At 70.3% G+C, this 13,896-nt stretch carries 12 protein-coding genes; 6 read left to right on the top strand and 6 right to left on the bottom strand.

Annotation, left to right across the window (positions count from 1 at the left end; all coding sequences use genetic code 11):
- Positions 1-38: 38 nt before the first annotated feature.
- Positions 39-1,052: a zinc-binding dehydrogenase gene (locus tag OEIGOIKO_RS17055; protein ID WP_125054783.1), complete on the bottom strand. Its 1,014-nt coding sequence runs from the start codon at positions 1,050-1,052 to the stop codon at positions 39-41.
- A gap of 382 nt (positions 1,053-1,434) precedes the next feature.
- Between OEIGOIKO_RS17055 and OEIGOIKO_RS17050 the strand changes: the two genes are divergently transcribed.
- Positions 1,435-2,079 (top strand): pentapeptide repeat-containing protein, encoded by a 645-nt coding sequence (locus OEIGOIKO_RS17050; protein WP_125054782.1) that lies wholly within the window; start codon positions 1,435-1,437, stop codon positions 2,077-2,079.
- A gap of 197 nt (positions 2,080-2,276) precedes the next feature.
- Here the strand turns inward: OEIGOIKO_RS17050 and OEIGOIKO_RS17045 are convergent, their stop codons facing one another.
- Positions 2,277-2,774, bottom strand: coding sequence for a hypothetical protein (locus OEIGOIKO_RS17045; RefSeq protein ID WP_031004826.1), 498 nt, complete (start codon positions 2,772-2,774; stop codon positions 2,277-2,279).
- Positions 2,775-3,126: 352 nt separating this feature from the next.
- Here OEIGOIKO_RS17045 and OEIGOIKO_RS17040 point away from each other — a divergent pair, with 352 nt between their 5' ends.
- Complete coding sequence (locus tag OEIGOIKO_RS17040; protein WP_246177380.1) at positions 3,127-4,530, top strand: SGNH/GDSL hydrolase family protein; 1,404 nt, start codon at positions 3,127-3,129, stop codon at positions 4,528-4,530.
- A 309-nt stretch (positions 4,531-4,839) separates the two neighbouring features.
- On the opposite strand, the gene OEIGOIKO_RS42795 is transcribed toward OEIGOIKO_RS17040, so the two are convergent.
- Positions 4,840-5,112 (bottom strand): M24 family metallopeptidase, encoded by a 273-nt coding sequence (locus OEIGOIKO_RS42795; protein WP_246177379.1) that lies wholly within the window; start codon positions 5,110-5,112, stop codon positions 4,840-4,842.
- A gap of 661 nt (positions 5,113-5,773) precedes the next feature.
- Positions 5,774-6,916 (bottom strand): erythromycin esterase family protein, encoded by a 1,143-nt coding sequence (locus OEIGOIKO_RS17030; protein WP_125054780.1) that lies wholly within the window; start codon positions 6,914-6,916, stop codon positions 5,774-5,776.
- A gap of 172 nt (positions 6,917-7,088) precedes the next feature.
- Here OEIGOIKO_RS17030 and OEIGOIKO_RS42315 point away from each other — a divergent pair, with 172 nt between their 5' ends.
- Positions 7,089-7,418 (top strand): hypothetical protein, encoded by a 330-nt coding sequence (locus OEIGOIKO_RS42315; RefSeq protein ID WP_218039996.1) that lies wholly within the window; start codon positions 7,089-7,091, stop codon positions 7,416-7,418.
- A 1,236-nt stretch (positions 7,419-8,654) separates the two neighbouring features.
- Here OEIGOIKO_RS42315 and OEIGOIKO_RS17015 read toward each other — a convergent pair.
- Complete coding sequence (locus OEIGOIKO_RS17015) at positions 8,655-9,230, bottom strand: TerD family protein (RefSeq protein ID WP_030022317.1); 576 nt, start codon at positions 9,228-9,230, stop codon at positions 8,655-8,657.
- Positions 9,231-9,454: 224 nt separating this feature from the next.
- Between OEIGOIKO_RS17015 and arfB the strand changes: the two genes are divergently transcribed.
- Entirely contained in the window at positions 9,455-9,892 is a 438-nt protein-coding gene (arfB, locus tag OEIGOIKO_RS17010; protein WP_125054777.1) for an alternative ribosome rescue aminoacyl-tRNA hydrolase ArfB, read from the top strand.
- 88 nt (positions 9,893-9,980) lie between these two features.
- Here arfB and OEIGOIKO_RS17005 read toward each other — a convergent pair whose 3' ends face one another.
- Positions 9,981-10,583 (bottom strand): flavin reductase family protein, encoded by a 603-nt coding sequence (locus OEIGOIKO_RS17005; RefSeq protein ID WP_371858932.1) that lies wholly within the window; start codon positions 10,581-10,583, stop codon positions 9,981-9,983.
- A gap of 301 nt (positions 10,584-10,884) precedes the next feature.
- Here OEIGOIKO_RS17005 and cdgB point away from each other — a divergent pair, with 301 nt between their 5' ends.
- Both cdgB and OEIGOIKO_RS16995 read left to right on the top strand, forming a co-directional pair.
- On the top strand, positions 10,885-12,573 hold the full coding sequence (cdgB, locus tag OEIGOIKO_RS17000; protein ID WP_125054776.1) for a diguanylate cyclase CdgB: 1,689 nt from the start codon (positions 10,885-10,887) through the stop codon (positions 12,571-12,573).
- A 255-nt stretch (positions 12,574-12,828) separates the two neighbouring features.
- Positions 12,829-13,803, top strand: a complete 975-nt coding sequence (locus tag OEIGOIKO_RS16995) for a carbohydrate-binding protein (protein WP_125054775.1) — start codon at positions 12,829-12,831, stop codon at positions 13,801-13,803.
- Positions 13,804-13,896 lie beyond the last annotated feature (93 nt).

Raw genomic sequence — 13,896 nt, 5'->3', positions numbered from 1 at the left:
GGCCACGGGTCGTGAGCCGGGGGCTTCGGGGCACGGGGCTACGGGATCAGAACGACCTTGCCCATCGTGCCGCGACTCTCCAGGGCGCGGTGCGCGGCCGCCGCCTCGGCCAGGGGGAAACGCTGCACGTCCGGTACGAGTCGGCCGGCCGCCGCCTCGGCGAGGGACGCGGTCTCCAGAGTGCGCATCGGATGGTCGCCGCCCGCCTTGGCCATCATCACCGGGCCGAGTACGTACTCCGAGGTGATGCCGCGTTCGGCCAGCTCGCCCTCGGCGAACTCCAGCGGTCCGCCGGTCAGCGGTCCGCCCGAGGACCAGCCGAAGACGAGGTGACGTCCGCCGCGGGCGAGCAGGTCCACGGCGGCCCGGCCCGGTGTGCCGCCCACGGAGTCGAAGACGAGGGTGGCGCCGGGGGCGTCCCGTCCGTCCAGGAAGGCGCGTACCTCGGCGGGCCAGTCGGCTTCCTTGTAGTCCACGGCGAGGTCGGCCCCCAGCTTCCGTACGTGTTCGGTCTTGACCGGGCCGCCGGCGAGGCCGATGACGGTCGCGCCGGCGTTCTTCGCGTACTGGACGAGCAGCGAGCCGATGCCGCCGGCTGCCGCCGTGACGATCACGACGTCGTCGGCGGTGAGGTCGGCGAAGAGCAGGATGCCCATGGTGGTGCGGCCGGTGCCGATCATGGCTACGGCCTGGGCCTCGTCCAGATTTCCGGGGATGTCGTGGAGCTTTTCGGCGTCGACGACGGCCTTCTCGGCGTAGCCGCCAGGGTTCATGCCCAGGTGGGCGACGACCCGGCGGCCCAGCCACACGGGGTCCGTGCCCTCGCCGAGGGCCTCCACCGTGCCGGCGACCTCCCGGCCGGGAACGGTCGGCAGGTCGGGGAGCGGAGCGGGGCCGCCGGTGAGGCCCTCGCGGATGGCTGTGTCGAGCAGGTGGACGCCGGCCGCCGACACGGCGATCCGCACCTGGCCGGGGCCCGGGCGGGGGTCTTCGACCTGCTCGTACGTGAGGTTCTCGGCGGGGCCGAAGGTGTGCAGCCGGATCGCGTGCATGGTGGTCTCCTGATGAGGGCGGTGGCCGGCCGCCGGGCGAACCGGCGGGGCGGTTGAACGTTTTGTCGGCCCTCACTCTGTTTCCTCAACTTTGGTTGAGGTCAAGGCTGGATCGTGAAAACTGCGGGCGTGGGAGTGGCGTGGGCCGACGTGAGCTGAAGAGAGTGACCGCGAGGAGGCGTGGGTCCGTGCGCGGCGAGCGGTGTTTTCGCTGGTCAGCTGGTCGGCTCGGGGAATTGTCAGTGGGGTGGTTCACGATGGGGTCAGTTGGTCGTGCGGGTGGGTTCGGGACGGAAGAGCGAGAAGGCGGTGGACGGGCGTGAGGGAGCGTGACGGCGGCGGGATGGGGCGGTCAGGGCGGCGGGACGGAGCAGCGAGTCCGGTGCGGGAGGTGCGGCGGCCGACGCTGCGGTTGCCGGAGCTGAAGGCGTATACGGGCATCGAGTTGGAGACCGAGGGGGACTACGACGGGCTGGAGTTCGCGGACGCCGACCTGACGGGGCAGCCGGGGCGCGGGGCCCGGTTCATGGACTGCGCGCTGCGGCGGTGCGCGCTGGACGAGACGGTGCTGAGCCGGGCGCGGTTCATCGACAGTGTGCTGGACGGAGTGCGCGGGGTGGGGACGGACCTGTCGCAGGTGTCGCTGAGGGATGTCGAGGTCCTGGACGCTCGGCTCGGCGGCGTCCAGATGCACGCGGCGGTGCTGGAGCGGGTGGTGGTGCGCGGCGGGAAGATCGACTTCCTGAATCTGCGCAAGGCGAAGCTGAAGGACGTCGCCTTCGAGGGGTGCGTACTGGTGGAGGCGGACTTCGCCGGCGCGGAGCTGGAACGGGTGAGCTTCGACGACTGCACGCTGTCCCGGGTGGACTTCAGCGCCGTACGGATGCGCGATGTGGACCTGCGCGGAGTGGCCCGGCTGGACATCGCCCGGGGGATCGACCGGCTGGCGGGCGCGGTGATCAGTTCGGCGCAGCTGATGGACCTGGCACCGGCCTTCGCGGCGGAGATAGGGGTGCGGGTGGAGTGAGCGGGGTGCGCGGCGGGGAGTAAGTCATGGGGGTTAATCACGGAGAGTGAAGCACGGAGAGTGCATTACGGGGAGTGCATTGCGGGGAGTGGTCAGGACGTCGGAGGCACGACGGACCGGACGGGGAGGGGACTGAGCAGTGGGAAGGCCAAGCGGAGCTCGCGAGCGGAGTGACCCAGGCGTGCGGGGGCGATTGTTCAGACGCGGGGGAAGCGGGCCTGGAGGTCCCATACGGCCGGGTTGTCACCGAGCCCGTCGTGCAGGTCGGTGAGGTCGGCGATCAGGTCGTGCAGGAAGTCACGGGCCTCGCGGCGCAGGGCGGAGTGCTGGAAGGTGAGCGGGGCTTCGTCGGCCGGCATCCAGTCGGCGTCGACGTCCACCCAGCCGAAGCGGCGCTCGAAGTACATCCGGTCCGCCGATTCGGTGAAATCCAGCTCCGCGAACTGCGGCTGGGCGGCGCGGTTGCCGAGGGGATCGCGGTCGATCCGTTCGACGATGTCGCACAGGGCCCAGGCGAAGTCCAGCACCGGCACCCAGCCCCAGGACGTCTGGACCTCACGGTCCTCCTTGGTGTCGGCCAGGTAGACATCGCCGCAGAAGAGGTCGTGGCGCAGGGCCCGCACGTCAGCGGTGCGGTAGTCCGTCTGCGGCGGGTCCGGAAAACGGCGGGAAAGGGAATAGCCGAGGTCGATCACGTTCTTGATGGTGTCACGCTCGTACGTTCGTCCGCGCCGCCGCGGTCGTCGTAGCGAACGGAGGCAGGCGGACGCAGGCGGATGGGCGCAGGTGGGTGGACGGAGGCAAGGCGGGCACATCGGCCGCCCTGCCTGTGAAAGAGCGGCCAAGCGGCCGAGCAACCGAAAGCAACCAAGCAGCCGACAAGCAACCAAGCAGCCGAACAACGAACCAAGCAGCCGAACAACGAACCAAGAAGCAGGCCTGCGGGCAGGACCACGGACACGGACAGCACGCGGGCTGCACCACGGACGGACCAGCGGACAAACGAGGCAACGAAGCAGAGGGTGGGGATGGATCATGACGGGTTCCATGACGAGACGCTCGGGCGTCGCACTGTTCGCCGCCGCGGTACTGGCGGCGCTTCCGGTGCTCGGCACGGAGCGGGAGGCGGCCGCGGTGGCTGCGGCGACGCCCGTGGCGGGGGCCGCAGGGGCGCCGGGGGCGTCGGGAGCAACGGGTACGACGGCGGGATCGGGCGAGGGGAACGCCGGGCGGTTCGCGGAGGCTCAGGGCGGCGACCACAGCAGCGGTGGCGACCGTGATCACAGCAGTGGACAGCGATGGCGGGGTGGCTGGGCGACCTCCGTGCAGGCACCGAACGCGGTGAACCCGAACTGGTCGACGCAGGGCTTCACCGACCAGACGGTCCGGCAGGTGGTCCGGGTGAGTACGGGCGGCACCCAGGCCCGTATCGAGCTGTCCAACCGGTACGGCCGTACGCCGCTGACCGTGACCGGCGCGACCGTCGCCCGTACGGGTAAGGGGGCGGCGGTGCAGGACGGGACCGTACGGCAGCTGCTCTTCGGGCGACAGCAGTCGGTCACCGTGCCCGCGGGCGGCGAGGTGCGCAGCGACGGGCTGCCGATGAAGGTCAAGGCACTGGAGTCCCTGACCGTGACGCTGTACCTGGCCGGGCCCACCGGGCCGGCCACCTACCACCAGTCGGCCCTTGCCACGACTTACCGTGCGGCGGGTGACCACCGTGCGGACACCGGGGGCGCGGCCTTCACCGAGCAGTCCCAGTCCTGGTACTACCTGTCGGGGGTGGAGGTCACCGGCGGCAAGGACGACGCCCGCCGCGGCGCGGTGGTGACCTTCGGCGACTCCATCACCGACGGCTTCGGCGCGACCGTGGACGCGAACCGCCGCTATCCGGACGTGCTGGCGGAGCGCTTCGCGGCCACCGGGCACCCGCGCAGTGTGCTCAACCAGGGCATCAGCGGGAACCGGGTCACCGCGGACTCGACGTGGGCCGGTGAGAAGGGCGTGGCCCGTTTCCGGCACGACGTACTCGGCGAGCCGAACGTGGGCACGGTCATCGTCCTGGAGGGGATCAACGACATCGGCGCCAGCGCCTTCCCGGACTGGCCCGGCGGGCCGGCCCCGGACGTGTCGCTCGCCCAGCTCATCGAGGGACACCGCTCGCTGATCCGCCAGGCTCACGCGGCGGGAGTGAAGGTGATCGGTGCGACGGTGACGCCGTTCAAGGGTGCCGCGTACTACTCCGAGCGGGGCGAGGCCAAGCGGGACGGGCTCAACGAGTGGATACGTACCTCCGGCGAGTACGACGAGGTGATGGACCTGGACCGTGCCCTGGCCGACCCGGCCGACCAGGACCGCCTGGCCCCTGCCTATGACGTCGGCGACCATCTGCACCCGAGTGACGCGGGCTACCGCGCCATGGCGGAGGCGGTCGATCTGGACGAGCTGTAAGGGACGAGACGTAAGGAGGAGAGCTGACGGGCGGCGGCTTGGCGGCTTGGCAGCGCGGCGGCGAGGGTCTGCGGTCGATGGTCGCAGCCTCGCCAGGCCGGGTCGGGCCCGGTCGGGCCGGGTCGAGTCTGGTCGGGCTGGTTCGGTCCGACCGGGCAGGTCCGGCCCGACCGGGCAGGTGGGTGGTTTCGGCAGGGGCTGTAGGCGGAGGCCTCGTCCGTGACGGCCACGGTGCGTTCGAAGTGGGCGGCTCGACCTGTCGGCGGTGGCGCCCAGCGTCCCGCCGTCGGCCGCCGGGTAAGTAGGCCGTCACCGCCGACTGATAGGAGCATCGGTTCGATCGCGGCCGACCGTGTGGGCGCTGTCCCCGACACGGGCGCCGACGACAGCCGCGGTGACACCTGCCTCCAAGGCCTGGCGGGTGGTCTCCATCAGCTTCGGGTCCACCGGGTTCGCCGGGCTCGGGGTGCCGGCGGCGAAGCTGACAGTCGCGTCACCTGCCCAGCTGTCCACGCTCGCGTCACAGCCGATGCTGACCAGGTCGCCGTCGTGCAGCCGGTATGGACCGGGGAGGCCATGCACGATGGCGGCGTTGACGGAGGTGCAGCGGACGGCAGCAGGGAAGGGGCGGAGGGCGAGCTGCGGGTGGTAGCCGAGGAAGGGGGAGGGGAGGGGTGCCGGCCTCTTGCAGGGCCGTACGGGACACGTTGTCCGGTTCGCGTAGCTGCGTGCCGGGGGCGGTGGCACTCCGTACCGCCTCCAGCGCGTCGGTCGGTATGCGTCCGGCCACGTGCATCACGTCCAGTGCCGTACCTGACTTGATCTTCACCGTGGCTGGTCCTCCGTCGCTTGTTCACCACGGAGACCGCAGCGTGGTTGAGGTTGTGGAAGTGGCGGGGCTGTCCGCCGAGATGATGCGCAAGGTCGAGACACGGTGGGCGCGCCGACAGACACTGGCCTGCTTCACCGTGGCCGTGCTGACAAAGTGTCTGTCGTGTGGGGAGTGCCTGGTGTGGCCGCTTTAGATCGTGCGGGCGGCGGGCGGCGGGCGGCGGGCGGCGGGCGGCGGGCGGCGGGCGGCGGGCGGTGGTGCGGGTGGACGGGCGGGCGGGGGTGGCACGGCCGGACGGGTGGGAGGGGGACGGTTGGGGGTGTGTGCGGTGTGGTGGTGAAGGGTGGGTGGGCCTTGCGAGGACGGTACGGCCTTGCCGAGTCGTGCAGAGTCGTGCCGTGTCGAGGGGCGTTAGGGCTTTGGCATGGTGGCCTCGTGGATGGTGTGGAGGTGGATGAGGATGTCGAAGGAGCGGGCTATGGCGACGTGCGCGTCCGGGTGGGGGTGCTGGATGCCGATGTTGCGGGTGGGGCGGGTGACATTCAGCCAGGAGCGTGCGGTGGGGGAGGTGCGGCGGGTGTCGAAGTAGAAGTTCCGGTGGCGGACCTTGTCGAGGGTGTGTTCGTTCATGTCGGTATCGGGGGCGCCCACGGTGAATTTCTTCCAGTCGCCGGTGAGGGCTGCGTCCTTCGACAGGAAGGAACCGTGATGGAAGGTGAAGCCGATGGGTGTGTAGTTCTTGCCCAGCGCGTCGCGTAGGAACGAACCCTGCGTTTTGGGGTAGGTGGCGGGGTCGCCGGCGATGTAGCCGACGTGGTCGTTCTGTGCGGAGAGCAGGATTTTGTGGCCGGTTCGGCGCTGCCACCAGGTGACGTTCTGGGCCATCACCTCGTCGCGGTAGCGCTGGGAGGCGGAGACCGACGCGGGGTCGGTCACGTCCATGGTGAGGAACTTGGCTGTCTGGGCGATGGAACGGGCGTTCTGTTCGGCCCAGTCGAAGGCAGAGGCGTCCCCGCCGGAGCCCTTCAGGCCGCTGATCAGGTCGAGGGCCTGCTGGGCTTTGACGGCGAGCCGTTGGCGTTCGGCGGGTGCTTTGCGCAGGTAGGCGAAGACGTCGTCGATCGGGCGCAGGCCGGTGTACAGCTCGTTGAGTCTGGGCAGCGACTCCGGGTGGTTCCGCCGTACATAACCGGTCACGCGGCCGAAGAACTCGTCGTTGATGCTGGGGGCGCCGATGTCGTCGCCCATGAAGTGGACGGCACGGCCGGGGTGCCGGCGGTTGTGGTCGCGCATCCAGGTGATGAGGCTGACGAACTCCTCGCGGTCCCACGGGGAGTTGGCCAGGGCCTGGTGGGCGACCTGGCGGGCGTCACCCTTGCCGGTCTGGAGGTACTCGTCGATCTGGAGCCCTGCGGACCAGCTCAGTTCCAGGGCGAAGGTGGTGAAACCTTTCTCCTCGACGAGGTGGCGGAAGACGCGGTGCTTCATGGTGAAGAACTCGTGGGAACCGTGGGTGGCCTCGCCGAGGCCGACGACCTTGGCGTTGCCGATCATGGTGGACAGGGCGCGCAGGTCGGACGTGTCTGAGCCGGGGTCGGTCGAGCGCAGCGGGTGAGCTGCTCGTTCCAGCGCGGGGACGGGGGTGCGGGCCGGGTGTGCCGTGTGCGCTGAGGTGGCGGAACCGGCCGAGGTGGCGGAAGGGGTGGGAGGGGTGAAGGTGGCGGAGATGGCAGAGGTGGCAGAGGTGGCAGAGGTGGCAGAGGTGGCAGAGGTGGCAGAGGTGGCAGAGGTGGCAGAGGTGGCAGGGAGGGTAGAGGCGGTGGTGGTAGAGAGGGGTGTGGTGGAGGGGGCGGCTTGGGCGGCTTCGGCTGTCATGGGGGCGAGGAGTGCTCCCGTTGCGATCATCGTTGTAGCCAGTAGTGCCCGTCGGTCGATGCGGTGTCGGTGTCGGTGTCCAGTCATGTTCTTCGCTCCCCAACTCGTCTGCGGCAACTTGAGAAGGATCATGGCCGGTACCCCCATGACCACGCGCTACGGACAGCCGCCCAGTTTTTGAGGGGGGTGGACCGCGCTCGGTGGTGGCCCTGGCGACACCCCATTGCCGTAGCCGCGATCAATTCACACGCGCAGGCTCACGTCCGCGCCCACGTCCGCGGCATGCCCGCGGTCACGTCCACGTCTGAGGCCAGTCCACGGCCACGTCCACGACCTCGAAGCGCAGAGAGAGGGGAGAGAGGGGAGAGAGGGGCCGGGGAAAGGGGGAAGAGGGAAGGGGGAAGGGGAAGGGGGAAGAGGGAAGGGTAATAGGCAAGGAGGCCAGGGTAGACAGGCAGGTGGGCAAGCGGGCCTGGTCCACTGCCGTGGTCCCTCGCCCGCCAATTGCCCTGGTCCATCACCAGGGCCCGCCGCACCTGTTCACTGCTCGCGTTCACGGCGCGCGCCCGCCCGGCGCCCGGCTCACCAGCTCTTGCCCGGCGCCCGGCTCACCAGCTCTTGCCCGGCGCCCGGCTCACCAGCTCTTGCCCGGCGCCCCGGCCACCAGCTCCCGCCCGTCGCTCGCGCAGAACCACCGCCCCACATCACGCCACCGTAGGACAAGTCACAGGACAAGCCGGCCGCCGTGGGATCAAGGGCCGGCCCGACGCGCCGGGGCCACCGGGCAGCGGCATCAGGGCGTCATGCCGTCCGGAGACCAGTCCTGCACGCGCGGGGACCGTGAGGCGTTGGCCCGATAGACGGCGGCGAGGGCGGGCCAACCCCACGCGCGCGGGGCCACTACGAACGCAACGCCAAGTTGCTGTGGGCAGCCCCTGCATGGCGGGACCAGCCCGCCATGTGGGGACCGCCCGCTCAGGGGCGGTGGCCAGCCAAGGGCCAGGAATAACCCCATACCCGTCAAGAGCAGAGCTCACGATGATCTGCCGGACGTCACGACGATCTACCGGACACCATGACGATCTGCCGGACAGCACGACGATCTGCCGGACACCATGACGACCTACCGGTCATTACGACAAGTTTCGCTCCACCCCAAGCGACGCCCCCATGACCCAAACCCCGTGCCCACAACAAACCTCGCCCCAACCACCACGTCCACCCCAACCACCACGTCCACCCCAACCACCACGTCCACCCCAAGCACCAGATCCCACCCCAAGCACCACACCGCACCCCACCCCAAGCACCGCACCCCACCAAGACCGAATTCCTGGCGGGGTGCGGTGTGCAGATGTCCGAGGCGCAGGCCCGTCACCCGTCAGGGGTGGGCTGCGTCGGGGAGGGGGGTTCGGGGTCAGACGTTGACGCCGAAGTCCTTCGCGATGCCGACCAGGCCGGAGGCGTAGCCCTGGCCGACGGCGCGGAACTTCCACTCGGCGCCGTTGCGGTAGAGCTCACCGAAGACCATGGCGGTCTCGGTCGCCGCGTCCTCGCTCAGGTCGTAGCGGGCGATCTCGGCGCCGCCGGCCTGGTTTACGATGCGGATGAAGGCGTTGCGCACCTGGCCGAAGTTCTGGCTGCGGTTCTCGGCGTCGTAGATCGAGACCGGGAAGACGATCTTGTCGATGTCCGCCGGGAGGGCGGCCAGGTTGACCTTGATCTGCTCGTCGTCGCCCTCGCCCTCACCGGTGACGTTGTCACCGGTGTGCTCGATGGACTGGTCCGGCGTGACCTTGTTGTTGAAGAAGACGAAGTGCTGGTCCGAGTAGACCTTGCCGCTCGTGTTGACCGCGATGGCGCTCGCGTCGAGGTCGAAGTCCGTGCCGGTGGTGGTGCGGACGTCCCAGCCGAGGCCGACCGTGACGGCGGTCAGGCCCGGTGCCTCCTTGGTGAGCGAGACGTTGCCGCCCTTGGACAGGCTTACAGCCATGGGGATGTCCCTTTCCTCGTCGAATCGTCGGGCTCCGTACTGCGGACGAAGCTACCGTCACCCTGCACAACGCCACGAAGGGACCGTCGGGTTCCAGCTGCCTTTACTTTCTTTGCCAATTCCTGATGCTGAGGGGCGGAGAGCGGGCACGGGCGAAGGCGGGCGGCCGGGAGGATGCGGCAAAAGAAGGTGACGGGAGCGGGTGGACGCGGGATCATGGGGGCATGTCAGGGCCCTATGTCATCCGCGGTTCGGTCGCTCTTCCGGAGGCCGAGCTGGTGTGGCGTTTCACGCGTTCCTCGGGGCCCGGCGGGCAGCACGTCAACACGTCGGACAGCCAGGTGGAGTTGCGTTTCGACGTCGCGGCCACCGACGCGCTGCCCGAGGTGTGGAAGGAACGGGCGCTCCAGCGGCTCGCCGAACGCGGTCGGCTGCTGCACGGCGGAGTGGTGTCCGTACGGGCCTCCGAGCACCGTTCCCAGTGGCGCAACCGGGAGACCGCCGCCGTACGGCTCGCCTCGCTTCTCGCCGAGGTCACCGCGCCGCCGCCCAAGCCTCGGCGCAAGAGCCGGATACCGCGCGGGATCAACGAACGCCGGCTGCGGGAGAAGAAGCAGCGCGGCGACGTCAAGCGCGGCCGCTCCGGCCGCGACTGGGGCTGAGCACCCCCTACGTGCGCGCCTTCTGCACCTTCGCGCTCCAGCCCGCGTCCGGCAGCAGAAATGTTCCCCTACGCGCGCTCTCTGCCCCTCACCCCAAGTGCCGGTACTTCCCCCGGAAGTAGGTGAGCGGCCCCTTGTCGTCCCCGGCGGTGTCCGCCGCCAGGACGCGCCCGATCACCAGGGTGTGATCGCCGGCCACGACCCGCTGTTCCGTACGGCATTCCAGGTGGGCCAGGGCGCCGCCGATCAGCGGGGCTCCGGCCTGTTCGCCCCGTTCCGTAGGAATGTCCTCGAAGAGCAGTCGGTCGCTGATGCGGTTCTTCATGGCGAACCGGCCCGCAATGTGCCGCTGCCCCTGTGACAGTACCGAAATAGCCCAAAGGGGCTGGCGCTCCAGCAGGTCGTCCATGCGGGAGTCGTTGCGAACGCTCACCATCACCAAGGGCGGTTCGAGCGACACCGACATGAAGGCCGTGGCGGTCATCCCCACGTCCTCGCCGCGCGGCCCGTCGTCCGGATCGTGCGCGGTGATCAGTACGACCCCGGCGGCGAGCCGGGACAGGGCGGCGCGGAACTCGTCGTCACTCACCCCTCCAGGATGGGGGATCGACCCTTCACCGGGCGCGGAGAGTGGCGTGGCGGGCGCCGCGGGGTGATCACCGGGCGTGGCGGCGGAGGTTTTCGTGAACACGCCATGAACGCTAACGGGGGCCGTAGGCTGCTCGCATCGGGCCCGGGGACCAGGCGCGGCCTAGGTCCGGCGGCCGAGTGTGTTTTGCGTCCGGATTTGCGTTCAGGAATTGTAGAAGTGCCTCCAGCGGCACCTATTTGAAGATCATCAAGCGGCCGCCACGCTCTGTGACTTGAGTCACAGCAGCCAGTAATTGTTGACCCTGTGTACCGAGTGAACAGCTCACTGTGATTCAGTGGCCGTGGCAATCGGACGACACAGAATCCTGGAGTTGCTGTCGAGGTCTCGGGGAGAGCGAGCGATGGAGACCGAGTCGGAGCCATACGTCCGTCTTGCGACCCTGAGGCAGCTGCACCAAGTGGTCGCCGAGCTGAACACCGCACGCAGCCTTGCAGACACCCTGCAGACCGTCGCCGACGGAGTGATCACGGGGCTCGGGTACGAGCTGGCCGCGGTCAACCTCGTACGGCCGGACGGTGACCTCGTGGTGGCCGCGGTCGCCGGCAGCGCCGGTGCCGAGGCCCTCATGGCGGGCCGGGTCGGCTCCCGCGGCTCGTGGGACCGCCGGCTGAACATGGCCGAGCGCTGGGGCGGCCTGTGCTTCATCCCGCACACCGAGGGCTGGGTGCTGGACGACGACGATGTGCCGCAGTGGCACGCCGCCGGGCCCGAGCCGCGCTTCCCCGACGAGTGGCATCCGATGGACCGCCTCTTCGCGCCCATGTACACGGCCGCGAACGGCGGGGGCGAGCTGCTCGGCGTGCTCTCCGTCGACAAGCCGCGCAACGGCCGCCGCCCCGGCGCGTGGGGGCAGGAAGCGCTCCAGATGTACGCGTTCCAGTCCGCCATCGCGATCAGCAACGCCCGGCTGCGCGCCAACATGCAGCGCGCGCTGGTCCGCCTGGAGCGCGAGCAGCAGGCCCTGCGCGCCAGTGAGGAAAGCTTCCGGCAGGCGTTCGAGTACGCGCCCAGCGGCATGGCCATCGCCGAGATGGGCGGTGACCAGCACGGCCGGCTCCACCGTACGAACGACGCGCTGTGCCGTCTGCTCGGCCGCCCGGCCTCCGCGATGCGCCGCTACTCCTTCTCCGACCTCGTCCACCCCGAGGACATCGGCACCCTGCTGCGCACCTCCGCCGAGGGCGGGCGCGCCGAGCTGCGGCTCGCCCGCCGCGACGGCACGTACGTGTGGGTGTCGCTGCGCAACTCCGTCGTCGCCGACACCGCCGACGGCCCGCGCTTCCTGCTCACCCACGTCGAGGACATCGAGGAGCGCAAGCGCCACGAACTCCAGCTCGCGCACCGCGCCAGCCACGACGCGCTGACCGGGCTGCCCAACAGCGCCGAGCTGCGCGCCCGGCTCGGCGCCCGGCTGTGTTCGCGCCCGCCCGGCTCGGACGCGGACGCGTACGCCTCGGCCGCCTCCGCCGCATCGGTCGCCGCCTTCCAGGAGGCACACGGGTTCGGTTCGGACGGCCCCGAGGTCTTCGACGGGTACGACGCCGCCGACGGCCCGGAGCGGGGCCCGTCCGGACCGTACGACCATCATGTCCACGTCATCGCGCCGTCGGACGGGCCGGAGGACGACGGGGCCAAGGGCCTCGCGGTGCTCTTCTGCGACCTGGACGGCTTCAAGTCGATCAACGACCGGTTCGGGCACCACACGGGTGACGCGGTGCTCATCGAGGTGGCCCGGCGGCTGACCAACGGGGTGCGGGACGGCGACACGGTCGCCCGGCTCGGCGGCGACGAGTTCGTGGTGCTCGCGGACGGCCTGGGCAAGGCCGACGCGCAGGACCTCGCGGTCCGGCTGCGCAACGGCATCATCCCGCCCATCCGGGTGGACGGACGCGGCGTACGGGTCGGCGCGAGCTTCGGCATCGGGTGGGCGGCCTGCGGGATGTCCGCCGAGGAGGTCCTGCAATCCGCCGACCAGCGGATGTACGTCGAGAAGCGGTCCCGCTCGAAGGCGAGCCGGCGCGCGGGGTGAGTGCCGCCGGGGTGCGAGCGGGCGCACGCCGTCCGAACGCGCGACCTGGTGCTCCGGCGCGCCCCGGGCCGCCCCGGTACACCTCCCGGGGGCTCCGGAAGGGCCCCCGCCGCAGGTTTCTGTAGCGATCCTGTGGCCGTTCCGGCTCGGCGTGCCCTCGCTCGAACGGGGTAGGCTGCGCCGATGCGGCGGGGCGCCGCCGGGGGCCCGAAGATCAGCACAGCCATCTCGCAGACCGCTGGGGAGTGACACGGAATGACGGCCGGCAACAACGGTGCGGGCACGCCCGAGGACGACGACCCGTTCGCCCACCTCTACCGCTCCGAAAGCGGCGAGGGCGGCGGGCAGGGCGCGGCGGGCGGCGGCTCGGCAGCGCGTCGGCCGGGCGTACCGCGTGCCTCGTACAACCAGGTGCGCGCGGTCGGTGAGCGCCAGTACGGACAGCGCCAGTACGGCCAGCAGCAGGTCCCCGCGCAGCAGCCGCCGTACGGTCAGCAGAACCAGCAGCCGTACGGGCAGCAGAACGCCCACTACGCGGCCCCCGAGACGCTCCCGGGCGGCGGCGACGCCCGCCAGGGCCCGCCCCCGGGCCACGGCAACGGCGGCGCGCCCCGGCGCAACCACAAGGGGCTGCTGATCGGCGCGGTCTCGGTCGTCGCGGTGGTGTGCATCGGCATCGGCGTGGCGATGATCACCAACAAGGACGGCGGCAAGAAGGACGAGGCGGGCGGCGGTGCCGACCCGACCCCGACGGCCGGTGAGTCCGTCAAGCCCAGCGACAAGCCGTCCGGCAAGCCGTCCCAGGGACCGCTGCCGAAGGAGGCCGCGGCGTCGCTCTCGCTCAGCCCGGAGGCGGCCACGGACAAGTCGGTACCGGGCGCCAAGGCGGCGAACGGCGCCTACGTGTCGCTGAACAAGGTCGGCGCTTCCGCCACCTGGTCGGTCGACGTCCCCAAGAGCGGTGAGTACACACTGCTGATCGACTACGGGGTGCCGGGGAAGGACATGAAGGCGTCGCTCGGGGTGAACGGCGGGCAGCCCGACAAGATCAACATGTCGAACTTCGCGCACGCCGCCGAAGGAGCCTGGGACAAGGGCTGGACGACCACCTACCGGTGGATCAACCTCAACCAGGGCACCAACACGCTCAAGATCTCCTGCGAGCAGGGCGACCAGTGCGAGGTCAACCTCGACCGGGTCTACCTCAAGGCGGGGCACGTCAAGCGCTGAGGCCCGGCACTCAGCGGCGCGCCCGACAGCACCCGGCATCACTGGGCGGTGCCCGACAGCACCCGGCAACACTGAGCGGTGCCCGACAGCACC

The sequence above is a fragment of the Streptomyces paromomycinus genome (genome assembly GCF_003865155.1).
Lineage (GTDB): Bacteria > Actinomycetota > Actinomycetes > Streptomycetales > Streptomycetaceae > Streptomyces > Streptomyces chrestomyceticus.
This window is presented reverse-complemented; position numbering and strand designations above follow the sequence as displayed.

Bases quoted from the DNA above. Each gene is read 5' to 3' on its own strand.
- OEIGOIKO_RS17055 (WP_125054783.1), bottom strand. From the start codon at position 1,052: ATGCACGCGATCCGGCTGCACACCTTCGGCCCCGCCGAGAACCTCACG.
- OEIGOIKO_RS17040 (WP_246177380.1), top strand. From the start codon at position 3,127: ATGACGAGACGCTCGGGCGTCGCACTGTTCGCCGCCGCGGTACTGGCG.
- OEIGOIKO_RS17030 (WP_125054780.1), bottom strand. From the start codon at position 6,916: ATGATCGGCAACGCCAAGGTCGTCGGCCTCGGCGAGGCCACCCACGGT.
- OEIGOIKO_RS42315 (WP_218039996.1), top strand. From the start codon at position 7,089: ATGGCAGAGGTGGCAGAGGTGGCAGAGGTGGCAGAGGTGGCAGAGGTG.
- OEIGOIKO_RS17015 (WP_030022317.1), bottom strand. From the start codon at position 9,230: ATGGCTGTAAGCCTGTCCAAGGGCGGCAACGTCTCGCTCACCAAGGAG.
- arfB (WP_125054777.1), top strand. From the start codon at position 9,455: ATGTCAGGGCCCTATGTCATCCGCGGTTCGGTCGCTCTTCCGGAGGCC.
- cdgB (WP_125054776.1), top strand. From the start codon at position 10,885: ATGGAGACCGAGTCGGAGCCATACGTCCGTCTTGCGACCCTGAGGCAG.
- OEIGOIKO_RS16995 (WP_125054775.1), top strand. From the start codon at position 12,829: ATGACGGCCGGCAACAACGGTGCGGGCACGCCCGAGGACGACGACCCG.